Source organism: Citrobacter sp. Cpo032 (genome assembly GCF_030332975.1).
In the GTDB taxonomy this organism is placed as follows: Bacteria; Pseudomonadota; Gammaproteobacteria; order Enterobacterales; family Enterobacteriaceae; genus Citrobacter; species Citrobacter portucalensis.
Genome location: NZ_JAOWGU010000034.1, coordinates 236,971 through 261,831, shown reverse-complemented (window position 1 = coordinate 261,831; position 24,861 = coordinate 236,971). Strand labels below are relative to the sequence as shown.

At 50.4% G+C, this 24,861-nt stretch carries 14 protein-coding genes; 4 read left to right on the top strand and 10 right to left on the bottom strand.

What is annotated here, in order from left to right; translation table 11 throughout:
* Nucleotides 1-283 precede the first annotated feature (283 nt).
* The 3 genes from OGY33_RS03230 (at nucleotide 284) to OGY33_RS03220 (ending at nucleotide 12,196) form a co-directional block, all read left to right on the top strand.
* Nucleotides 284-1,459 carry a coiled-coil domain-containing protein gene (locus tag OGY33_RS03230; RefSeq protein WP_008784034.1) on the top strand — a complete coding sequence of 392 codons (1,176 nt, stop codon included), beginning with the start codon at nucleotides 284-286 and terminating at the stop codon, nucleotides 1,457-1,459.
* A 617-nt stretch (nucleotides 1,460-2,076) separates the two neighbouring features.
* Nucleotides 2,077-2,655, top strand: coding sequence for a helix-turn-helix transcriptional regulator (locus OGY33_RS03225; protein ID WP_008784033.1), 579 nt, complete (start codon nucleotides 2,077-2,079; stop codon nucleotides 2,653-2,655).
* Between the two features lie 196 nt (nucleotides 2,656-2,851).
* Entirely contained in the window at nucleotides 2,852-12,196 is a 9,345-nt protein-coding gene (locus OGY33_RS03220; protein ID WP_191238778.1) for an autotransporter outer membrane beta-barrel domain-containing protein, read from the top strand.
* Between the two features lie 144 nt (nucleotides 12,197-12,340).
* On the opposite strand, the gene OGY33_RS03215 is transcribed toward OGY33_RS03220, so the two are convergent.
* The 6 genes from OGY33_RS03215 to rclA all read right to left on the bottom strand — a co-directional run bounded on the left by OGY33_RS03215 (nucleotide 12,341) and on the right by rclA (nucleotide 17,379).
* A complete protein-coding gene (locus OGY33_RS03215; protein WP_103015058.1) occupies nucleotides 12,341-13,108 on the bottom strand; it encodes a putative bifunctional diguanylate cyclase/phosphodiesterase in 768 nt (255 codons plus the stop codon).
* A 100-nt stretch (nucleotides 13,109-13,208) separates the two neighbouring features.
* Entirely contained in the window at nucleotides 13,209-13,790 is a 582-nt protein-coding gene (locus tag OGY33_RS03210) for a helix-turn-helix transcriptional regulator (protein ID WP_188110104.1), read from the bottom strand.
* Between the two features lie 21 nt (nucleotides 13,791-13,811).
* On the bottom strand, nucleotides 13,812-14,507 hold the full coding sequence (locus OGY33_RS03205; protein WP_103015057.1) for a flagellar brake protein: 696 nt from the start codon (nucleotides 14,505-14,507) through the stop codon (nucleotides 13,812-13,814).
* A 571-nt stretch (nucleotides 14,508-15,078) separates the two neighbouring features.
* Entirely contained in the window at nucleotides 15,079-15,639 is a 561-nt protein-coding gene (gene rclC / locus OGY33_RS03200; RefSeq protein ID WP_149607753.1) for a reactive chlorine resistance membrane protein RclC, read from the bottom strand.
* A gap of 11 nt (nucleotides 15,640-15,650) precedes the next feature.
* The gene (gene rclB, locus OGY33_RS03195) at nucleotides 15,651-15,881 is read right to left on the bottom strand and encodes a reactive chlorine resistance periplasmic protein RclB (protein ID WP_048226462.1); all 231 of its coding nucleotides are present in this window, start codon (nucleotides 15,879-15,881) and stop codon (nucleotides 15,651-15,653) included.
* 172 nt (nucleotides 15,882-16,053) lie between these two features.
* Nucleotides 16,054-17,379 carry a reactive chlorine resistance oxidoreductase RclA gene (gene rclA / locus OGY33_RS03190; protein WP_149607754.1) on the bottom strand — a complete coding sequence of 442 codons (1,326 nt, stop codon included), beginning with the start codon at nucleotides 17,377-17,379 and terminating at the stop codon, nucleotides 16,054-16,056.
* Nucleotides 17,380-17,616: 237 nt separating this feature from the next.
* Between rclA and rclR the strand changes: the two genes are divergently transcribed.
* Nucleotides 17,617-18,471 carry a reactive chlorine-specific transcriptional regulator RclR gene (rclR, locus tag OGY33_RS03185; protein WP_048214745.1) on the top strand — a complete coding sequence of 285 codons (855 nt, stop codon included), beginning with the start codon at nucleotides 17,617-17,619 and terminating at the stop codon, nucleotides 18,469-18,471.
* 52 nt (nucleotides 18,472-18,523) lie between these two features.
* Here rclR and OGY33_RS03180 read toward each other — a convergent pair whose 3' ends face one another.
* From OGY33_RS03180 to OGY33_RS03165, 4 genes are all read right to left on the bottom strand, one after another.
* A complete protein-coding gene (locus tag OGY33_RS03180) occupies nucleotides 18,524-21,667 on the bottom strand; it encodes a CusA/CzcA family heavy metal efflux RND transporter (protein WP_008784025.1) in 3,144 nt (1,047 codons plus the stop codon).
* 11 nt (nucleotides 21,668-21,678) lie between these two features.
* Complete coding sequence (locus OGY33_RS03175; RefSeq protein WP_008784024.1) at nucleotides 21,679-22,971, bottom strand: efflux RND transporter periplasmic adaptor subunit; 1,293 nt, start codon at nucleotides 22,969-22,971, stop codon at nucleotides 21,679-21,681.
* Nucleotides 22,972-23,047: 76 nt separating this feature from the next.
* On the bottom strand, nucleotides 23,048-23,395 hold the full coding sequence (gene cusF, locus OGY33_RS03170) for a cation efflux system protein CusF (protein ID WP_032942611.1): 348 nt from the start codon (nucleotides 23,393-23,395) through the stop codon (nucleotides 23,048-23,050).
* Nucleotides 23,396-23,427: 32 nt separating this feature from the next.
* On the bottom strand, nucleotides 23,428-24,810 hold the full coding sequence (locus OGY33_RS03165) for an efflux transporter outer membrane subunit (protein ID WP_048214747.1): 1,383 nt from the start codon (nucleotides 24,808-24,810) through the stop codon (nucleotides 23,428-23,430).
* Between the last annotated feature and the right edge of the window lie 51 nt (nucleotides 24,811-24,861).

Sequence of the window (24,861 nt, the reverse complement as noted above, 5' to 3'; positions counted from 1 at the left end):
AGAAGTAATACAGGGAGTTAATAACAAAAGAGAATGAGAACTATACGCATTATCTTTACTGAATCAAGAATAATTACCCGAGAGTAAAAAACATGAAACAGAGGTTTGAAGATGCAGACAGGTGCGCGCGACTTCCGGTTTTTCATAATTACAGTGAATTATTCTGGACGAAAAGGCATCGCAGGCCACAGAATGCGCTTTACTGTTTTTCTAACATTTTCAAACGGGTGAACCTGTTGTACTTCAGCCACTCGTTTTTTAGCCAAGCCAGGCAATGACTGTCATGAATAAGATCATCAAACGACTGGAAATCGTCAAAAGCGCTATTGAACTGGAAGATGAGGAGATTATTTTCCAGCAGGTGGCGCATCTTAAAAATGAGCCTTTGTCAGTCGTACCTGGCACCATTGTGCAGGCGATCGAAGAACGACGCTTTGGTGATGCCCTGCGGGAAATCTCAGCCTGGCTGCAATCTCAACGGGCAGTCTCTACGTGGCAGGATCCCGCCATTGCCGCCAGTAAGCTGGAACTCAAAGCACTCGAAACACAGTTGCGTGACCTGATCGATAAGCGTAACACGCGCATTCAAATCCTCGATGATTTCAACGATCTGTATCACCTTCGTCTTGGACCGCTGATGAGCCGCATTCTCGAACTGCGTAAACAGCTCGCCGCCAGTGCCCAGCGCAAACAGGAAGCGGAGCGAAAACGCCGGGAAAAAGACTATCAATCCTGTCAGCACTATATTTCCCAGGCTGTTGATCAACTAGCCAGGCTCAAGCAGCACTGGATGAACCAGAATTCAGATTCGCGCGAATCGGTGGAAACACGCCAACGTATTCAGCAGCAAACTGAACTGATTACCGCCCTGCTGGCGGAGATTCGTGAGCTGGAAAACGACTTTTCTCGCCAGGACGACAGCGCAACCCGTCAGGCACAGGAAGAGGCCAGCCATGAATATGATGAATATCAGGAGCAGCAGCAGGATGCACAGCATCGTTTTAGCCGTGACCAGCGGCTTTCCTCTGATGAACGTAATGAGTTAAAACGCCTGTGGCGGCAGGCCAGTCGTCTTTGCCACCCGGACGTGGTAGCCGATGATCTGAAAGAGAAAGCGCATCAGATGATGGTGCAGCTTAACCAGGCGCGCCAAAATGCCGATCTTGCCACCGTCCGGGCGCTACTGACTCAATTGCAAAGCGGCCTCGAACCGATGATGGCCAGTGACCGATTGAACGATTTGCAGCATTTACGCAGCAAAATACAGCAGCTCAGAGAACAAATTAACGCGCTGCTCAAAGAGATTACCGAACTGGAAGCCGAAAACGCCTGGCGGCTTGCCACCTCCGTGACAGATAAAGAAGCCTACTTCTCCGATCAACAACGGGCGCTTACGGAAATCCGCAATACACTGGAACAGCAGGTACATCAGGTTGAACAGGAACTGTTGGCGGGCTAAGCCCTATCAGCAATAGCAATCAGAAAAAATAACCTCTTCAAGTGAGTTTTTAAAATTAAGCACAAAAAGCTAAAAATAGGATAATTCCCTAAAAACATCACAACGCTAAGAATTATCAACCTGGATACTCGAGTTTCAGGTCAATAACTGCAAATTTAGCGATATTTCTCTCTTCCCCTCGACGCCCCTTCTCTTTGTCCTGGTCTTGATTAAGAATTCTCCTACCAACCAGTAAGCCCATTAAGAAAAACGGATATCCATCTGAAATATAATGTTTTTCATGTAAATTCCCTCCAAAACAGATAGGAATACCCTGTCTTTATAGAAACCACTCAATCATTATTCATGCGATTCATAAGCGAAATCTATCAATCATTTACGCAGAGCTGAAATAAACGATTTATCTTAAATTTTAACAAAGTGTAATATCTACTTTAAGAATAGTTAATGATTCTAATAAATACAGAGAATATCTGTTTAATCTGGAATTAATAAGGATACGTTCACAACACAGAACGTAATACGAGATTTAATTAACATTTCACGCGTCGCAAGAAACTCTTTTTTAACCTACAAAAAGAGGCGGCTGCTTGCACCAAAATTTCAAGGAGATCGTTATGTCAAAGGCTATTTTTTTGGGTGACTCAATTTACCCTTGGCTAGGCATGCGAGAAATCCTACGTGGCTCATCATTATATATTGATATCGCGTATTACTCCTCCCAGACGCTCTCTGCTGTCAAAATGCTTCCTTATGAAACGGATTGCATCATCATTAATCCTGACAAATCAGATTTTTTAAAATATGCCAGGATTATCCGCAACATGGCTTTACGACCTGTCACCAAAATTATTGTTTTGGCAGATGAAGCTACTTTTACTCTTTTTCAAACCGTTTGTGGGAAGAACATGCTGTTTCTTGATCAAGATGCCAGTCTTGATCGGCTACACCATGCCGTTACACGTATCACAAAGAACAATAACCAACAAAATATCAAAGCATTACACAACAAGATCACAGCAAACGAATTCAACGTAATGATGATGCTTGCCCGAGGATGGTCACTGACACAAATCGCCGGGGCATCACAAAAAAGTGAAAAAACCATCGGGGCGTACAAAAGCAATATTGCCAGAAAACTCGGCAAAAATAACACCCGGCTCAAGTACACCATTTCCCACTATAGCCAGCCGTAACTGACTTATTTAAGGACAATTATCACGGTTATTATTTAAAAAGGTTTTCTTTCGACTCGCTTTTTAATTCCGCATCGCACGGAAGGAAACCCTATTCCCAAAAATCTATTACCGGGTAGCACATCCGCGTGCCAACCATAGCCAACAACTCAATGTATTAACACATGCATAACAGGAATGTAGACGAGGGTTATATATGAACAAAGTTTACAGCATTATTTGGAACGCGGCGCTCGGTATCTGGGTGGTCGTTTCTGAATTAACCAAAGGAAAGAAAAAAAGCAGCTCGCGTAAAACGGTTGCGGTATTGGCAGCGGGTGCATTAAGCGCTGCTTCAATGCAGGTTTCCGCTGATCCGATTATCGACACCGGTGATCACAATATTTTCACCGACTACCAGGCAGGTATTTCCGTTGGGGATTATACGGGTATCCACGACTACGGGTTCTTATATAAAGATATCACTGCTGGTCAGGCGCTCAATATCAGCGGCGCGATCCCAACGATCGGTCCGGGTCAAAGTGGCGTTGTTGAATCAACGACCATCAGAGAACTGCTGCAAACAAACAAAATCACTCTTAAGGCCACCAGCCCTGACCAGAGCGTAAAAACGATTACTACCGCTGAAGAACTGGCGGAATACCTGACGTACAATCGGTCGTCGACGCCTTCACAGAGCACAGAATTTGATATTAACGACCCGGCGTTCCCTGGCGAACCTACAACTATTAAAGTATTTGACACCAATGAGTTAAGTAATTTTCTTACTGAATCCCAGATTGGCGATTCGGTATTAAACACCTACGATCCAACATTGTCTAAAATCTATAAACAATTTGGCATCGCGCTGGCGACAAATGGCTCCATAGCCAATCTGGATATTGGCAACGACACGCTCAATGTCCGGGACAAAGCCAATACCATTGAGTTACTGGCCAAAGACTCCTCCTTGCTTGAGGCTCAGGACGCAGGTAGTCAGGTTAACTGGCAATCCGATAACTATATAAAATTTAACGCCGCCCCAGTTATCCCTGAAAAAACATTCGCCGGTTCAGCGCAAACCTCCGTGTTTGGCGATGAGTTTTCGTTCATGACGTATGGCTATAACGAGGATGGTGAAGTCGTTCAGACCGGTGAACGCAAGTTTACCATTACCAGTACGCAGGATCTGGCCGATTTCAACGACTGGTTGTTGGGCTACAGTAGCGACGCAGCAGAAAACCCTGAAGGGCAAAAGGTCAGCCAACTGCAGTTGTGGCTGGATGTTGAAAACGGTGATATCACAACCGTCGCCGCCGCGCAGACAAAATACGCGGAGCTGATTGATGGCTTGATCAACTCCAGCAAGTCTTCAGACGTGCTTACCTGGGATTACGACGTCTGGACCGACGGCTTGTCGCATAGCAATAACGCGACTGCTGGCCGCGGTGAGCTCCATGCCATTTACGCCAACGGTGCAGGCACCTCCGGCACCCTGAACAAAGATGCGATTATTGCCGTTGACGGCAGTATTAACGGTGTCATGAAATCCCTTGATGGCGGGGTTATCACTAACCTTGGCGAGCTGAACGCATTACGCACGTCTACCGGGCAGAGTCTGGCGATTGGCATGCTGGCAAAAGACGCAACGGCAACCAACAACGGGATCATCAACTCCGGGCTGTTTATCGACAAAGACGGCAACCAAAACGTCAACAGCTATGGCGCATTTGGCATGCAGGGGCAAGGCGCCAGCCAGATAGCAAACAACGGCACCATTAACCAGGCGATCACCACCGATAACTTTGGTACCGCGTCGGCAGCCGATCCCTGGAGTAAGGATGAGCCAGATTCTTCGCTGACGCTGGCTATTGGTATGCAATTGTCTGACGATGCGCAAGGGGTCAACAACGGTGATATCAACGTCGTGGACGGGCGCAAAAACGGTGCATCCTTTGCCAAAGGCACCGCTTATGGCGTAGAAGTCGCCGGGAATGCCACTTTCACTAACGCTCAGGATGCCTCAATTTATCTTGGTCGCGACGCAAGCGATCCGTCTAAAGATGTCACGATGGCTGGCGGCTCTAGTCTGAGCGCCGGGATCATGACCAAGAGTGCCAAAGAGGTGATTAACAACGGTCTGATCACGCTGGGAACCGGGATACGCAACGCCGCGGGGATTCTGGTCGGGAATGCTACAGGCAACGTTCTCAATACCGGCAATATCGTGATCAATGGAGGTTCTGACGGGGGCAGCAGTAAAAACTACGGCATCTCCGTACGCGACAGCGGCGCGGAAAATAATCAGGAAATCCGCAACGACGGCAAGATTAACGTAAATGGCACCAACAACGTGGGGATCCACGTTAGCGCCAATAACAAAAATGCCGAAGTCACCACCAGCGCTGCGGGCTCTATCGTGGTGGACGGAGAAGGTGGCGTCGGTAACCGTAACTACGCTATTTGGGCTGAAGGTGGCAGCAGCGGCCAGGCAGTGGTCAACGTTTACTCCAACATTACGCTGGATAAATCCGGTAACATCGGTGTGCACGTACGTGATAACGCCATCGCTAACGTTGACAGTCTGAGTAGCCCGACATTCAACAACACCGATCAGATTGGTTATTACCTGTATGGTAAAGGCGCTACCGCCAATATTGGTCAGGCGGTGATGAATGACAATGGTCAGGATCGCACCACCATTTTCCGTATCGCCAATGGCGCATTGCTGGCCGGTAACACGACTAACCCGAAAGATCAGTCCAGTTCCAACCTTGATCTTACCCTCAACGGTAAGAATTCCGTGGGCGTTCTCGCCACCGGCGCTGGCAGTAGCGTAGATACTGGTGAAGCAACGTTTGCCGTTAAGGGCAGCGACTCAGCGGCACTGGTAATCGAAGGCGGCGCGAAAGGGACCATCAGTGATAAAACCACCATCAATTTAACCGGCGAAAGAACCATTGCCGGGGTTGTGGATGGTCAGGCTCACCAGTTGAATGGCCGCACGCAGGGTGATCCTACTAGCACCACCCTCACCTCGAACGCGAAGATTACCTCTGAAGCTAGCGGCAATGAGGTTATCGCCTATGTGGCGAGGAATCAGGGCAACCTGATCCTGGATACCAACTCGCTTATTGATCTGGCCAGCGTCGACAGCATCGGTGTTGATGTTCAACAAGGCGGGAGCTTAACCAATAACTCTTCCAGCGCTCTGCATGTCAGCAACGGCATCGGTGTTAGAGCTTCAGGTGCCAGCGCACAGATCAATACACTGGGCAAAGTTCAGGTTGATAATGGTACTGCCGGGGTTCTGCTCACCCAAGGAGCCAGCCTGCTAATTAACGGTATTTCTGGCGACAGTATTACTACCGATGGCACCGCTGACGGTATTCGTCTGGCCGAAGGCGCTGGCGCTCTGTCCGCGCAAAATGTGGAGATCAGTGCAAAGGGTGACGGTGCAGGCATTCAAAACGATGCTAACAATAACAATATCCTGTTACGAAACGTTACCATAAACTCCAACGATGGCGCAGGCATCCGCACCAGCGTGGCGTTGACCATGACCGATAAAGACAGCGCTGGAAATATCCTCAACGTCAACGGGAAAGGTACCGGCTTCGCTTTTGAACAACGCGACGGCGGCTCGGTGACGGGCGATCTGACCATCGGAAAAGGCTACACCACTGAGGTACTGAACAGCGAAGGCAGCGGTATCCGCGCTAATACCAACGGTAATGTCACCACCAATGCCGACATTAACGTGCATAACGACGCAGGCGGTTCGGCGATCATCGCGAAAAACGTCAGCGCCTTGACCAACAGCGGCAAGATTATCTCTGCCAGCACCACCTCACCGGTAATTGACGCCAGCGGCGACAGCAGTAAAACCATTACCAACACGGGAACCCTGCAGGCCATCAACGACACGGCCGTGGCCATTCAGTCCGGCAAAGGCAATGACACCATTGATATCAGCGGCGGTGTAACCAGCGGCGTAATCAATACCGGCGAAGGTGCGGACATCTTTAACTGGCGTAGTGGCTCCTATGCGGGTGAAGTGAATTTCGCCGGTACTGGCGGTAACAATAAAGCCAACATCGGCAATGTGACGCTGGATAAAACACGCCACATCACTACTGAAGCTGGTAGCGGCAACGCCCTCACCTTCACCGATACAAAAGGTGCGAAGATTGGTACGCTGGCGAGCGACAATCTGACCACTGGCACCAACATCGGCACCGGCTGGGATTCGCTGACCATCAGCGGCTCAAACGCGGATGTCCGCGTCGTAGAAAACCTGACACTGGCAAGCAAAACCATTGCCGTAAACAATGGCGCAACCCTGAGCACCGGCGACCACGTCGAGCCGACCAGTACTGCAGCAAGCATTGGCGATTACAATGTTACGACCCAGGGCACAGGCAGCCGGGTTATCTTCGATACCCAGGGTGATGCTTCAGCGGCGCAAATTTATCGCGGTATCATCAGCGGTGACGGGAAGTTCGAACGTGCGGCGGGCGGTACCACGATCTTCACCGCTAACAATACCTACACCGGCTCTACCACTATCGCTCAAACCGGTACGCTGCAGTTGGGTGACGGCGGAAATACAGGCGAAGTCAGCGCCGTGTCAGACATTATCGACAACGGCATATTGGCGATTAATCGCGCCAACACCGTGCTGCTCAACGGCGTGATCTCCGGTATTGGCGCGCTACAGCAAATCGGCGGCGGCATTACCCGTCTGAACGGCAACAACACCTATACCGGCGACACCACCGTTACCAACGGCACGCTGCTGGTGAATGGCGATCAAAGCGCGGCGCGCGGTGCCACCACCGTTAGCGGCACGTCCACACTTGGCGGTAATGGCACTATCGGCGGCAACGTGCTGATGAACGATGCCACGACCCTCAGCGCCGGTGACGGTGGTGCGGGTACGTTATCCATTAACGGTAATCTGCAGCTTGGTAGCAAAACGACTTCCGCTTTCGAGCTGGGTCAGGCCTATACGCCAGGCGGCGCGCTAAACGATCTGATTAACGTCGCGGGCGATCTGCAACTGGACGGGACTCTGGATGTCACCACTTCACAGGGCGGTAACTTCGGACCGGGCGTGTACCGTATCTATAACTACGGCGGCACGCTGGATAACCAGACGCTGGAATTAGGCGCAATACCGGACAGTCAGGATAAGAGCAATATTTTTGTCCAGACCTCCATCGACAAACAGGTCAACCTGGTGAACGCCAACGGCGTTACCCTGCAGTTCTGGGACGGCGCAACCGTCAATCAGAGCCACGGCGCGTCGGGCATTGAAGGCGACAGCAAAATTGACGGTGGCGATGGCAAATGGATGGCAATCGGCAACCAGGGTGATAACAACTGGACCACCGCAACCGGTGAAGGTAACGCCCCTTGGGCACAGAAGTCCTTCGCCGTCTTCACCACCAAAGGCGGTACAGTTACCGTGGACAACGCCGCGGGAGAAGTTAACTTCTCCGGGGCACAGTTTGATGCCGATGGCTATGTCGTTAAAGGCGATGCGCTTAACGCGTATGCCACCACGGAAAACGCGACCCACGCAGGCCAGACGCCGGGAACTGGCGAACTGCTGCTGCGCGTTGGCGCCGGTGGCGCGGGGCAAAACTATACCGCGACCATTGAGTCTGTTATCCGCGAAGCCAGTACTGCTGATAAGCTGACGCTGGTGAAAACCGACCTTGGCCGTCTGATCCTCAGCGGTGACAACGAGTATCGCGGCGGCACGCGCATTGATGGCGGCACGTTGCAGATCTCCTCCGACAGCAATCTCGGCCAGAGCGGAACTGACCTGGCAATCAATAACGGTTCAACGCTGCAACTGGGCGCGGACCTGACCAGCAATCGCACCATCGAGCTGGGAGCGAATGAGAACGCAGCGGTGTTCGATCTCAATTCGCATCACTTCACGCCAACTGGTGAGATTACCGGCGACGGTAAACTGAAAGTCACCAGCAGCTCTAGCGATGCGGGCAGCACCTTGTCGCTCGACCGCGCAAACAGCTACAAAGGCGACACAGAAATTGCCGGTACCGGAAACGCCAACAATGTGACGGTCAACGTCAGCAAAACCGGAGCCTTTGGCAGTAACGAAAGCAGCACAGTGAACGTCAATAAGGGCGCGACGCTCAATGTCAGCGGGACAGATACCAGCCTGAAATCCCTGACCATGAACATCGCCGACAGCCTGTTAACGCTGGCAGATAACGTCACCGCAGCGAGCGCAATGCTGAACCTGACGGGCACGGCGAAAGCGGTGTTAACCAACAACGCCACCGCGGGCAACGCGACGGTTAACGTGTCAAAAGACAGTACTCTGGCGCTGGAAGAAGACGCCAGCGGCGGCAATGCCACCGTGAACAACAGCGGGCTGATGACCTTTGCTGACCTGGCGATGGCAGAAAATACCGTCGTTAAAAACCTGGCGGGCGGTAAGGTCGATATCAGCGCAGTCGACAGCGCAACATCGATCGGCTCGTTGTCCGGCGCGGGTAATGTCGAACTGGGCAATAAAGAGCTGTCGCTGGGTAATCTGCATCTTGATGACACCATCAGCGGCATTATCAGCGGCAACGACGGCAGCCTGGTGAAAATCGGTGACGGCACGTTAACGCTGACCGGCGACAACACATACACCGGCACCACGGACGTCAATGAAGGCGTACTGCTGGTCAACGGTAATCAGTCTGCGGCTACCGGCCAGGTGACAGTGAAATCCGGGGCAACGCTCGGCGGTAACGGGATTATTGGCGGCGCGGTTGATGTACTGGACGACGCTCATATTACCGCGGGTGCAGCTATCAACAGCGTGGGTAAACTGACTACCGGTTCGCTGACGCTCAGTGATAACGCACAGCTGGATTATCAGTTTGGTCAGGCTTACACCCCGGGCGGTGCTTTCAACGACTTGATTGACGTTAATGGCGATCTGACGCTCGACGGTAAGCTCAACATTGAAACCTCACCGGGCGGCAGCTTTGATGTCGGCGTCTATCGCGTCATCAACTACACCGGCACATTGACCAACAATGTGATGGATATTGCTAACGCGCCGGAAGCGGCTGACAGCCTGTACGTGCAGACATCGGTGAAAAATCAGGTCAACCTGGTCAACCACGCAGGACTAACGCTGCGCTTCTGGGACGGCACCGGTGGTGAAAATGGCGAGCTGAAAAACAACGGCGTCATCAACGGCGGCGACGGTATCTGGCAATCCAGCCAGGGTAACGACAACTGGACGACCGATGAATCAACGCCGGAAGGCGCGCTGAACGCACCGTTTACCGATGCCGCGTTTGCCGTCTTCCAGGGTGAAGCAGGCAACGTGACCGTCGATAACAGCAAAGGCGACGTCATCATCAGCGGTGCGCAGTTCGCCACCGATGGTTATCGCGTGGGCGGCGAAGCCATTACCACCGATACGGCCAACACCCTGATTCGCGTTGGCGATGGCACAGTAGACGGCGCCAACTACACCGCGACTATCGACAGCGTGATCCGCGGTACCGGCGGCCTGAATAAAGGCGATCTCGGTACCCTCATCCTCACGGGCGACAACACCTACAGCGGCGGAACGACCATCACCTCCGGGACGCTGCAGGTAGCGGGCGATACCAACCTGGGTGCGGCAGATACGGGAATTACCTTTAATGGCGGTACGCTGAAGTATGGCGAAGCGTTTGATACTGCCCGTCAGGTGACGCTGGAATCCGGCGGCGGGACATTCGACACCAACGGGCATGACGTTTCTCTGCTAACGGAAGTCGAAGGTAATGGTCAACTGACCAAAACCGGTAAAGGTTCCCTCACCCTGACGCTGGATAACACCTACACCGGTGGCACCACCATCGAACAAGGCGTTTTACAGCTGGGTAACGGCGGCGATATCGGCAGCATTCAGGGGGATGTCGTTGATAACGGCGTACTCAACGTCAATCGTGGCGATACCCTGGCGCTGACCGGCAATATCAGTGGTAAAGGCCAGTTGCATCAGACCGGTAGCGGCATTACCGAGCTGCAAGGTGAAAACAGCTACAGCGGCGCGACGTTGATCGCCAACGGCGTGTTACAAGCGGGTAATGCCAACACCCTGAGTAGCGCATCGCACCACTATGTGGTCGCAGACACCACGTTGAATACGCAGGGTTACAACCAAACGGTAGCAGGCCTGAGCAACGGCGGCGATGTCTCGCTCATCGGTCAGCAGACTGGCACAACCTTAACCGTCAAAGGGGATTACACCGGCGAAAAAGGGACTATCAACATGGCGGCTATCCAGAATGGTAGCGGCGCAGGCATTGCCGACCGTCTGATTATCGATGGCGGTAAAGCCAGCGGTAGCACGCTGCTGGATGTCGATGGTTCTGGTCTCGGCGCGCCGACCATTGGGGATGGTATCGAAGTGGTGACAGCGCTCAATGGCGCAACCACCACCGCACAAACGTCGCGGGATGCCTTCCATCTTGCCGCCGATCGTATGGCTGCAGGTGCGTTTGAGTACCAACTGCATGCGGGTAACGCTCAGGGCCAGGGTGAAAACTGGTATCTGAGAAGTGAATACCGTCCAGAAACCATGCTGTATTCTGGCCTCGCCAGCGTCGTACGTCAGGGTGATCTTAGCCTGTTGGGTAACATGCACCAACGTATGGGTGACGAGGTTAAACCGGGCATTGATGAAGACAATCGCGCCTGGGCAAGAATGATTGGCTACTCCGGTAAAACCAAACTGGATGATGCGGCCGGTACGCAAACCAGCTCCCATACCATGGGCATTCAGGTCGGCGTTGATATGTATGCTAACGAAAGCTGGAAAGCCGGGATGTATACCAGCATCCTTGATATCGACAGCAACGTGAAAGGCACGAAGACAGGCAGCGATGGCAAAGGCGGTAACATCGACGACAACGCATTTTACGTCGGCGGCTATGCTACCTGGTTCTCGGGTGACGGTATGTATGTTGATAACGTCCTGCAGTACGGTAACCATAAATCCCGCCTGGAGGCGACCGGGAACAACGGCTCGTATACGGTCAGAGGCAACACGCTGACGGCGTCGACAGAGGTGGGTAAATCGTTCCGTTTAGGTGCCAGCGTATGGAGTCTGGAACCTCAGGCTCAGTTGATCTACCAGTACAGCGACTTTGATAACAGCACGCTGGATGGTGTGACCCCAACGAAAGTGAAAATGGATACTGCGGATTCCTTTACCGCGCGTCTGGGCGTGCGTCTGGTCGCTGACTATGACACCAACCATGGCAAATTCCAGCCGTACGGCAGGGTAAACGTCTGGCAGGGTCTGGGTTCAAAAGACAAAACGCACTTTAGCAATGCGGTAGCCACCACCACGCTGGAATCTTCACAGCAGTACTCCAGCACTGAAGTTGCAGCCGGCCTGTCATGGTCCATCGACAGAAACCTGCAGGTCTACGGTGAGCTGGGTACGCAATTCAGCAACGGCGGCAGTAAATCGCAGGTAGAAGCGCCGGTCAATGCCTCTATCGGGTTTAAGAAATCGTTCTAAGCTGACATAAACTCACCAGCCCCCTGTTCTGCAGGGGGCTTTTTTTTGCCGTTCAAAGTCGCCTGATGCGCTACGCTTATCAGGCCTACAGACTTAACAGCAACGCGGAACAACCAAGGGGTTGGGAAACGTGAAAAGGAGGGATTAACGATTATATTGTGCTAAGAGTGAAGGGATCTCTTCTGCCAGCACCGGGGGAGAAATGAAAAAGCCTTGAATTTTGTCACAACCAATCTGCATCAACCGCTCCAGCTGGGACTGGGTTTCCACCCCTTCGGCAAGAACTTCAATGCCAAAATTATGCGCCAGTGAAATAATACCCTCAACAATCTTTGTTGATCGGGTGTCGGGCTCAATACCGGTGACAAATTCCTTATCAATCTTTAAGGTGTCAAAAGGATATTTCAACAGGTAATTAAGATTAGCATGGCCAGTTCCAAAATCATCAAGTGCAAGCTTGACCCCTATCGCCTTTAATTCTGTCATATTTTTAGCCGCAATCTGGCTGTCACACAGCGGTGACGTTTCCGTGACCTCTATTTGGCATCGATGGACCGGCAGTCCGGAAGTGGCAAGATTTTGTCTGACGCGTTGGGGTAACAGAGGATCGCAGAATTCAAGCGCGGAAATATTGACGGATAATACAATGGGGTCAGGCCAGGAAGTTGCAACATCCCACGGAGAGTGAGTAACCATATCTTCAATGGAAATAATATTGCCGCTATCTTCCAGTAAGGTAATAAAAACATCGGGAGAGATCATTCCCATCTGAGGACTATTCCAACGCATTAATGCTTCAAATCCGCTTATACGCTGGGCATGCAAATTGAAAATAGGCTGATAAACCATATAAAGTTGACTGGTATTCAAAGCCTTTTCAAGCGCAGTTAGCACCTCATTGGGATTAAACATTCCCCTCTCCCTCTACAAATCATAAAATTAAAAACCAGTCAAAATCACTCCCAAATTGTATCTACTATTAGGTGTATTACATCAGAAAAGAATGGTCAGGTTAGGGTAAAAAAGACATAGGATGGGTAAATCTGACAATTAACTTATTTAAATCAGAGGTATTGGTCAGGCCAAGCTTGACGACGACTCTCATCTTATGTGCCTGAATCGTTTTATAGTTCAGGCTAACTAACTCAGAAATTTCTTTGGCTGTATAACCACTTACCAGTAAGTTCAGGATCTGCTGTTCTCTTTCGGTTAATCTCTTCTGCGAACGATACAGTCGGGGGTTCCATTTCCCGACTGATAATGTTGCCAATTGACCAAAATCACGCAGTGAAGATTTTTCAGTCAAAACTATTGTTTTTTCGACATATAATAACTCTACGCATAATTTCGCCACCAAACTATCAGCAACAATCACCACGACGTTATTATAAAATTTGAATCGGTTTTTATTCAAAAACTGAACAATGTCTGAACACGCTTGTTCATTATCAATGATATTAAAAACCATGGTTTGATGCTGGCATAATGATGACTGATGCAACATATCCTCAAACTGGAATGTTTGTATCGGTACATGTTTGCTGGTCAGGTAGGCAAACATACCATTGCCCACAAAATTATCACTGCCACACATCAACATCCTGTTCACCGTTCCTTATAAGCTTCTAATCTTGTTACTCATTAAAAATTTAATAATGATTTTCTCGACTTCAGTCTCTTCACGACGATTTTTAAAGTCGAACTCACATGAGATCTGATGACAGGAATACAACTGGTTATCCTCATCAAATTCATTGATCGGGACGACATCGATCACTTTTAAGTCCAGTTGTAAACTGCCAAAGGTATCGAAATCCAGAGATGCATTTTTAATCACCGCATCTTTATAAAGAAAACGGGCGTTTACATCTTTAACGATTAACGCACAACCACCCTGCGAGATATTTTTAATCTTGAGAGAGTAGTTTTCTCCATTTTTGTAACGACCAAAACAGAAAAAGTCATAACCCTTCAGGAATGAAAAACGCTGATTTTGTCTCTGCTGGGCAAAGAAAATCATATCCGGGATGAAGTAGGATAATCCTGCTTCCGCACCTGCTGACGAGGTTTGTTCGAACCTGGCAGTAAACTTTACAATCCCGCTTTCACTGTGCAGGATAAAGTATTGGACCTTTTCAGGAACAATGTCTCCGTGTCCGGAGATGACAAACCGTTCGAAATCAATCTTCTCTAACTGCGTGATAACGCTACTGTCTCCACACAGGATTTCCAGTTTCGTTTTCTTATGAAGCTCTTCACGAAGGATAGCGATGATTTCAAACTTGTCTTCCTTTGCTAAGCCAAAGCTCATTCTAAAACCCTTATTTCCATATTTAAGATATGTCCCGCCTTTGGTTACTCACAAAACGCGAGATCAGCATCCACCCCTGGTGCTTAATTACCATAGTGGATTCCATGTCAAACAGTTGGTTAAAAATTAAGTTTTTAACTATCTTTAGTCAGTTATTGATACGTAAAAACATTTAATCAGGATTAATTCTAGCTCAAGCCAGGCCTAAAACCACGCGAACTTGCGTACTGGCTATAACAAAAGCGAATAACAAAATTTTTTAAAATGAGGTTTTGAGATAACGAATAGCAAGAATTGTACAGAAAAAAATAAAGCTATCATGATGGAGGGGCTAAGCAACATGCGGGTTGGCGTGCTATCGCGGGGGATAAGAGAAGATGTTTACTGCACTCTATCATTAACTAAAAATATAGCTCTGACTCGTTATGCTTCTAAATTGAATAATTGCAATTTATATATGCTTAATAAATTTACCTTAAGTCAGAAAAAAAGCCAGCATCCTGCTGGCCCGGTAAGTACCGAATCGAACTATAGTGGCTTGCTATCTTACAGAGGGCACAACGTTAAAAATTCAATATCGCTGCTTAATTATTGATCGGGATGAATCTGTGATGATCATCACTGCTCCCGCCAACATTAACGTGTCTTTCAACACCAACCGTCCGGCGCCTGACAAGTACGGAAATCCGTGGTGTAAATCACCCAGCGGCATTACCCATGCTTCCGGCGTGGTTATTAAAAATGATAAGGTAACAATTGGTGTGGCAAATGCCAGAACGCCGCCAATTAATCCCAACCAACGGCTAACAGGATTAGCCAGCACCAGCAAAGCGATAAGAACTTCGACTACGCCCAGGCCATTTGAGAACGTATACGTGTTATTCGCCGTCTGCCATTCACGAGCCTGCGGTTTGAATTCACCTTCGTGGGTTAAATGTTGTTTGTATTCTTCTGGATGCTCATAAAAAAATGACATTACCGGACTATTGGCGACAAACGGCGTAATGCTGTCGGCTTCGTAAGGTACAAATTTTAATAAACCAATCCAGATAAAAACAATCGCGATACTCAGGCGAATCAAGGTTAATCCAACTCTATCGCCTTTGCCCAATATACGAAGATACTTTTCCATCCCGGCTCTCCTCACTTATACAAAATTGCCGTTGCGTGAGTGCTGCTATCAATGCGCATTGAGGTAATTTTCCAGGAAGTCGCATTCTTTTCCTGCGCCAGTTTCGCAATGGCATCTTCCATCACGGAAGGAGAGCCAGACACGGCTGATACGCTAACGTGGGCAACCTCTGTTTGCGCTAACGCGGAAAATGTCACCGGAGCAGTCAGTAACGCAGTCATTAGTAACGTAGACTTAAACATGTTCATTTCTATTTCCATTAACGAGTTATTTCAGTGGGAATATAATAAAACATGTCACTTTATTTTATTTCATCCGTAACGCCAGAATAACTGTCAATTAGTATCAGGAGTATAAAAAACAAATAAAAAAAAGCCCCACACGGGTGGGGCAAATATGCAGACTACGTTATTATCATTTTATGAGAGAAAAGAGATCGTTTAATGATTCGCTCATACTTGGATGGGTAAATATCTGGTCACGCAATGTGGTATAAGGTAACCCCGCGTCCATAACCGTCTTGATGATATTAATCATTTCATGAGAATCCACGCACAGCAGCGACACGCCTAATATTTGTTTCGTTTCACTATCCACCACCGCTTTAAGAACACCACGCGTATCATTCATCACCCGCGCTCGCGGGATAGCCGCTACCGGCAACGTCACGACTTGCACCGCCGCACCGCTGGCGCGAGCCTGTTCTTCAGTCATTCCGACGCGGGAAAGCGGCGGCGTCATAAAGACGGAATACGGTACGTTTTGGCGATCGCCCGTGTTACGTAACCCCTCGCCTAGCAGGTTGTCACGCACAATACGGAAGTCATCCAGCGAGATATAGGTAAATTGTAATCCACCAGTGACATCGCCCATTGCCCAAATATTGTCTGCCGATGTACGCAAATATTTATTCACAACAATGGCACCACGATCGTTTACATCCACACCCGCTTTCTGCAATTGCAGGTTTTCTGTCGCCGGTTTGCGACCTGATGCTACCAACAGCGCATCCACCGTCTGGGCACCCTCCGGCATGTGCAGCTGTACTGCACCATCATGAGAGGAGACCGACTGCACGTTGGCATTGAGGATCAACTCGACACCTTTGTCGCGTAAAATGTTGGCGATAGCGTCAGCAATATCCCGGTCCTCACGAGGCAAAAACTGCGGAGCTGCTTCATAAATAGTGACTTTGCTACCAAAGTTGGCAAACATCGATGCGAATTCAACGCCGATATACCCACCGCCCAAAATGCCCAGACGCTCTGGACGTTGCGTCAAATTCAACAGCCCGGTGCTGTCAAATACGCCAGGTGTCGTGGTTAATCCCTCAACGTTTGGAATCGTTGACTGGGCGCCAGTATTAATAAAGATTTTCTCGCCGCTCAGCTCAATCTCGCCTGTTGACTGCACGACTCGCACAGTATGGTTATCAACGAATTCAGCACGACCTTCAATCACATCCACGTTTTCCAGATCGGCAAGATTATGGAAATTTTTATCGCGCAGAAAACTGACAACAGAGGCCTTGCGTTGCATTGCTTCGGCAAACTCATGCTGAAGTTCAGCATCATGTACCAGGGTTTTGGTTGGGATACAGCCGATGTTGATGCATGTCCCGCCATACATGGTGTTTGACTGTTCAATAATCGCTACCCGCCAACCCGTTTTGGCCAGTGTTGCCGCCAGCGTTTTACCCGCTTTGCCAAATCCAATAATAATCGCCTGATACTGATTCATGCTGTCTCTCCGCCAAGTCACTGTTCGTTTAATGAAATGAAGTATAGGTCTAACTCTGCCAGAACAATGTATCCACAACTCGCAGATAACTGTCAGATCGTCTAAATTAGCCTTAAAGATGACTAACATTTCGAGAATGAATTATTACACTAACACTTTGAAGGTATTAATATAATAATAAAATAAAGAGATAATATCGTTTCAATAAACGACAACAAAAAATGCTCAGGAGTCTCCATGGATGCCCTTAGCCGATTACTGATGCTTAACGACCCACAAGGCTCGATCGATCAAAATTGCCTGCTGAGCAGGGACTGGCAACTGCCGCACGCAGCAGGTGAATTGTCCATTATCCGCTGGCATACGGTCACACAAGGGGCAGCCCAACTGGACATGCCCGATGGGACATCTTTTACTCTGCGGCCCGGTACTATCGTGATCCTGCCGCAAAACTCCGCACATCGGCTCTGCCAGTCTGGCGATGAACAAACACACATTGTTTGTGGCAGCCTTCGATTGCACGCTTCCTCACGCTATTTTTTAACTGCGTTACCGGAAGTATTGGTTCTGGCACCTGATGAAAATAGCCCTGTCAGCCATTGGCTCAAGGCCATGATTGCGTTGATGCAACAGGAATCCATGAGTACTCTGCCAGGTTCCAGTGTAGTCTGCAGTCAACAATGCGCCACACTGTTCGCCTTAGCCGTTCGCGAATGGTTAACCAAGGCGACCCCCGTTCAAAACGTGTTGAATCTACTGCTTCATCCCAAACTAGGGGCTGTCGTCTTCATGATGCTGGAGTCACCGGCGTTTGCCTGGACCGTCGAAGAATTGGCGAAACGTGCACATATGTCGCGGGCCAGCTTCGCGCAGCTATTTCGTGAAGTCTCAAACTCCACGCCGCTCGCAGTATTAACCACTTTACGCCTGCAATTCGCTGCCCAGATGCTGTCACGTGGGTCGCAGCCATTGGTTGTGGTGGCCGAGTCGGTAGGCTACGCCAGCGAATCGTCATTCCATAAAGTCTTTTTACGGGAATTTGGCTGCACGCCGGGTGAGTACCGCAAACGCGTGAAGGCACTGGAGGTATAACGCGGCGCCTGCTTCGGCAACAAATCCGAATGCAGGCGCGCGCTTTAGAGCATTATTTTTGACCGCGGTGTCTGTGCAACCACATCAGCTTATACGCAGCCGGAATAATGAATAGCGACAGCAATGGTGCGGTGATCATGCCGCCAATCATCGGTGCGGCTATGCGGCTCATGACTTCTGAGCCTGCTCCCGTCCCCCACAAGATAGGTAACAGACCCGCGATAATCACCGCCACGGTCATCGCTTTTGGCCGCACGCGCAGCACAGCACCGTGATATAACGCTTCATCCAGCTTGTCCGCCGTAAAGGTTTGCGGATTTTCCAGCGCGGGTTCGGCTTCAATAGCGTGGCGCAAGTACATCAGCATCACCACGCCAAACTCCGCAGCAACACCTGCCAGGGCGATAAATCCGGTTCCGGTTGCGACCGACATATGGAACCCCATCCAGTAAAGGAACCAGATACCGCCCACCAGCGCAAAAGGCACACTGGTGATAATCAGCAGCGCTTCGCCAAAGCGACGGAAGGCCAGATAAAGCAATACGAAGATAATCATCAGCGTCATTGGCACCATCAACTTGAGCTTATGGCTGGCGCGCTCAAGCAGCTCGAATTGCCCCGAAAACGCCACACTGGTCCCCGGCTTTAACTGGACCTTTTCAGCAATAGCCTTTTTCAGATCGTTCACCACTGAGACCATGTCACGATCTCGGGCGTCGATGTAAATCCAACTGGTTGGTCGCGCATCTTCGGTTTTCAGCATCGAAGGCCCCGAAACCACCGTCACATCGGCGACATCCGCCAGCGTAATTTGCTGTTTCATGGGCGTCAGAATCGGCAGATTACGCAATGCTTCCGGGCTATCACGATAGCTCTGCGCATAGCGCAGGTTGATAGGATAGCGTGCAATCCCTTCCACCGTTTCGCCCACCATTGCCCCTCCTACCGCTGAAGTGACAAACAGCTGCACAGCACCTACAGTCATGCCGTACCGGGCCGCTCTTTCACGATTAATATCTACGTTGAGATAGCGTCCGCCCACCAGACGCTCGGCCAGCGCCGAAGATACACCCGGCACGGTTCTGGCCACCTCTTCAATTTGCTCCGCCGTGGCGTCGATATCTGCCAGAACATTACCCGACACCTTAATGCCAATTGGGCTTTTGATCCCCGTAGAGAGCATGTCGATACGGTTACGAATCGGCGGAACCCACAGATTCGCCAGGCCCGGCAAGCGTACTGTTTTGTCCAGCTCGGCGATGATTTTGTCCATCGTCATCCCCGGACGCCACTGGTCCTGCGGCTTCAGTTGGATCGTCGTTTCAACCATTTCCAGCGGCGCGGAGTCTGTTGCGGTTTCTGCCTTACCGGTTTTACCAAACACGCGCGCCACCTCCGGAACGGTCATGATCAGCTTGTCGGTTTTCTGCAGCATGTCCGCTGCCTGCGCCGCTGAGATCCCCGGCAATGTCGAAGGCATATACAGCAGATCGCCTTCGTTAATCTGCGGCAGGAATTCACCACCGACTTTATTCAGCGGGTAGACAACCGTCAGTATTGAAAGCACCGCCACCAGAATGGTGGTCTTGGGCCAGTGCAACACCTTCAGCAACAACGGATGGTAAATACGGATCAGAAAACGGTTAAGCGGGTTGCTACTTTCGGCCGGTATTTTTCCACGGATCCAGAACCCCATCAGGATAGGAATAACCACAATCGCCAGAAATGCCGCGCCTGCCATCGCATACGTTTTGGTGAACGCCAGCGGGCCGAACAGTCGCCCCTCTTGCCCCTCAAGCGTGAAAATGGGGATAAACGACAACGTGATGATCAACAGGCTGATGAACAATGCCGGGCCGACTTCTACCGAGGCGTCAGTAATAACCTTCCAGCGCGTTGCGTTATCGAGCTTTTCATTCGGATGCTGATGCCCCCACTCTTCGAGCCGCTTATGGGCGTTTTCAATCATCACGATTGCGGCATCAACCATCGCCCCGACGGCAATGGCAATTCCCCCTAGCGACATGATGTTGGCGTTCAAACCCTGGAAATGCATCACGATAAACGCGATACACAGCCCCAGCGGCAAGGAAATAATCGCCACCAGCGCCGAACGCAGATGCCACAGAAACAGTGCGCACACCAGCGCCACGACGATAAACTCTTCCAGCAGCTTGTAGCTGAGGTTATCAATGGCACGATCGATGAGCTGACTGCGATCGTATGTTGTAACTACCTCTACGCCTTCCGGCAGGCTGCTTTTCAGCGTGTCGAGTTTGGCTTTAACGGCAGAGATCACCTCACGCGCATTTTTACCGGAACGCAGGATAACCACCCCGCCCGCGACTTCGCCTTCACCATTCAGTTCGGCGATCCCGCGGCGCATTTCCGGCCCAATCTGTACGCGCGCCACATCGCGCAGGTAAACAGGTACACCGTCGGCCCCTGTTTTCAGGACGATGTTATTAAAATCATCGAGCGTTTGCAGATATCCACTGGCGCGGACCATATATTCCGCTTCAGCCATCTCAACAGATGAGCCGCCCGCTTCCTGATTCGACGTATCCAGCGCCGATTTCACGTCCGCCAGGCTGATGCCATATTGCGTCAGCTTCATCGGATCGATAACGACCTGATACTGTTTAACCACGCCGCCTACCGAAGCTACTTCCGCCACGTTAGGAATCGTTTTTAACTCATACTTTAAAAACCAGTCCTGAAGAGAGCGTAATTCCGCCAGATCATGTTTCCCACTGCGATCCACCAGCGCGTACTCAAATATCCAGCCGACGCCCGTGGCGTCCGGTCCCATTTCCGCGCTAACGCCAGCCGGTAATTTTCCCTGAACCTGGTTGAGATACTCCAGTACGCGCGAGCGCGCCCAGTAAGGATCGGTACCATCTTCGAAAATGACGTACACGTAGGAATCACCAAACTGCGAGAAACCGCGCACGGTTTTCGCGCCGGGTACCGACAGCATGGTGGTGGTCAGCGGGTAGGTCACCTGATTTTCAACAATTTGCGGCGCCTGCCCCGGATAGCTGGTTTTGACGATCACCTGAACATCAGAGAGATCGGGCAGCGCATCAACCGGCGTATTGATGATGGTCCAGGTTCCCCAGACGCTAAGAAACAGCGCCCCCATCATCACCAGAAAACGGTTTGCCACCGAACGACGGATAATCCATTCAATCATTTATCATGTCCTCAGTGTGAATGGGTCGCCTGGGCTGGCATGGCGGCTGCGTCTTGCGCCTTACTGTTCTGGGCGCGCATACGGTCCAGTGCGCCAGAGATATTCGCTTCAGAATCAATCAGGAACAGGCCACTGGACACCACTTTTTCGCCTTCGGTCAGGCCGGAGCGGATAGCCGTCAGCCCCTGGGATTCATGGAATACCGCAACCTGTTTCGGCACAAATCGGCCTTCGTTATCAACGGTGATGACCCGCTGCTCGGTACCCGTATCAATCAGTGCTTTAGACGGGATCAGCAGCATTGGCTCGCTTTGTGTTTTCAGTTGTAGGTAAGCATTCATCCCGGGCTTGAGCGCCTCGTCGGGGTTATCGACCTGTAAACGGAGCTGGAGCGTACGCGTGGTAGCATCAACGCTTGGTAAGATACTCCACTTGCTGATGGTGAAAGGCTTATCCGGCCAGGCGGGCACGGTGATGGTAAATTGCGAGGCATCTTTAATCAGCCAGGCGATAGATTCCGGGACCGACGCGCTAACCCATACCGGGTCCATACCCTGAATTTTCGCGACCACATTGTCTTTGGAAATGTTCATACCGGTACGCAAATCGAATGCGGTGATCACCCCATCGATAGGCGCTTTCAGAGTAAAGCGGGTCTGAATTTTACGCGTCGATTTTAAGCGCTGAATATCCGCTTCAGGCATTCCAGCCAGACGTAATCTCTCCAGAATCCCTTCCACCTGCGTCGCGCTGCCGCCCGTTTCCCGCAGCAATAAATATTCGCTCTGCGCCTCAACCCAATCAGGAATAGTCAGGTCGATCAGCGGCGAACCCTTCTTAATTTTGTCCCCCACGGTCAGCGGGTAAACCTTCTCGATAAAGCCCGCAGAGCGTGCCTGGACAATAACAAACTGGTATTCGTTATAACTAACGTTGGCCGGGAAAGTTTGCGCGTAGTGCAGTGGTCCACGACGCACTGGCTCTGTTTTCAGCCCCAGGTTCTGGGTCTGTGTAGGATCGATGCGCACGCCTGGTGATGATGCGTTCGCGGTCTCTTCATCGGCATATTTCGGGATCAGATCCATATCCATAAACGGTGATTTACCCGGTTTATCAAAGCGCGTGTTCGGATACATGGGGTCATACCAGAACAACACTTTTCTGGCTTCTTTTTGCTGAACTGGTCCGGCTACAGACGATATTTTTGCCGATGAATAATAAGTATAAACACCGACAGAAATAATCCCGCCGGCAATCATGCTACCGAGAATAAGCGCGGTATTTTTAATATTTAAAGACGCCATAGTGATTTCCATTGCGCGATAGTCTCGCCCGCGTTCGCAAAAACCCGGGCAAGAATAAAAGAGACCAGCGAGAACGTTATTTACTGATGTGAATATCGCGTAACACAGAGAGATTTCCCTGCTGAACAAACGTAAACGCGACCTTATCGCCTGGCTTAATATCATCAGCCTTCGTATCAGCAACCAGCGTAAAGCGCATCGTCATGGCCGGCCAGTTCACCGCTGGAATAGGGTCATGTTTGATCGTGATTTTTTTACTCTCCATATCAACAGCTTCAATCACCCCGGTAGCGCTAATGCGTTGTTCCTGTTGAGCCGCTGGCTGCATATTCATCATCTCACCATGCTGATTCTCACTGGCCTGAGCGTTAAACATAACCACAGAGAAAAGGCTAAACAGTACGGCTTTGGCGGTAGTATTCATACATCATGCTCCTGAAAAGTTAATATTAAGGATTACTCCACCCAACCGCCGCCTAAGGCAGCAAACAGTTTAATTTCATTAACCTGTTGGGCGTAATTAAGATCGAGCAGCGATTGCCGCGTAGCGAATAAAGAACGTTCTGCGTCTAATACTTCGATATAGCTAACTGCGCCATTCTGATAAAGCGCTCTGGCGCGCTGTAGTGTGATTTGCAATGAATCCAGATAACGCTGCTGCCCACTAATTTGATCGGCAATGCTTTGGCGTAACACCAGTGCATCCGCCACTTCTTTAAACGCGTTCTGAATTTTTTGTTCGTAATTCACTACCGACTGTTGCTGGCGAATTTCTGCCAGGTCGAGATTGGACTGATTACGTCCGGCATTGAAGATTGGAATATCTATTTTGGGGACAAAATTCCACATGCCGCTGGAGGCATTAAATAAATTGGAAAGATCGCTACTGCTACTGGACACGGAACTGGTCAACGTTATCGACGGAAAAAATGCCGCCCGTGCAGCACCGATATTGGCATTTGCCGCCAATAATCCGTGCTCAGCTTCCATAATATCCGGGCGCTGCAACAGTATTTGCGACGAAAGCGATGGCGGCAGCGTTACCGGTTTAATATCCCCACGGCTGCGCGCCTGGTCATCGGGTAATTTCCCGTATGTACCCAGCAACAGTTGCAGCGCGTTATTGGCCTGTGCCAACTCACCTTTACGCTTGGCAATTTCGCTACGCGTACTTTCAATCACGCCGCGCGCTTGTTCCAACGCCAGTACGTTGGTGCTACCGGTTATCAGTTGCTTCTCTACAAAAGCATAAGAGCGCTGATAGTTTTGCAGCGTTTCTTCGGCAACTTGCAACTGCGCGTAAGCCAGACGCTGGTTGAAATAACTTTGCGATACGTTGGAAATTAATAAGATATGCACCGCCCGATGCGCCTCTTCGCTGGCGAAGAAGTTCTGCCGTTCGGCTTCACTCATATTTTTAAGCCGCCCAAAGAAATCCAGGTCGAAACTGAGATTGAGTCCAGCTTCGAATTGACGATCGGTGCTGCTATCACCTTTTAATTTACCGCTGTAGGTACCGCTGGAGCCTGCCGTGATTTGCGGATAACGGTCAGCGTCCGTGACGCCATACTGCGCTCGCGCTTCCTGAACCTTCAGCGTCGCCATGCGTAAATCGCGGTTATTGATCAGCGCTTCACCAATCAACGCCTTCACCTGGTCGTCAACAAAAAAGGTTCGCCACCCCGTGTCCTGGTATTCACCAGGAGCCAATACCAGGGAATTCTGGCTTAAAGAAAATTGCTGTGGCACCGGCAAGGCCGGGCGCTGATAGTCCGGCGCCAATGAACAACCAGCGAGCACGAATATAGCGCTGAGAGTAAGAAGCTTAAATTTGCTCATAGTTCTTCTCGTCCTGACCGGACTGATGTCCCTAAAATAAGTAGGAATTTA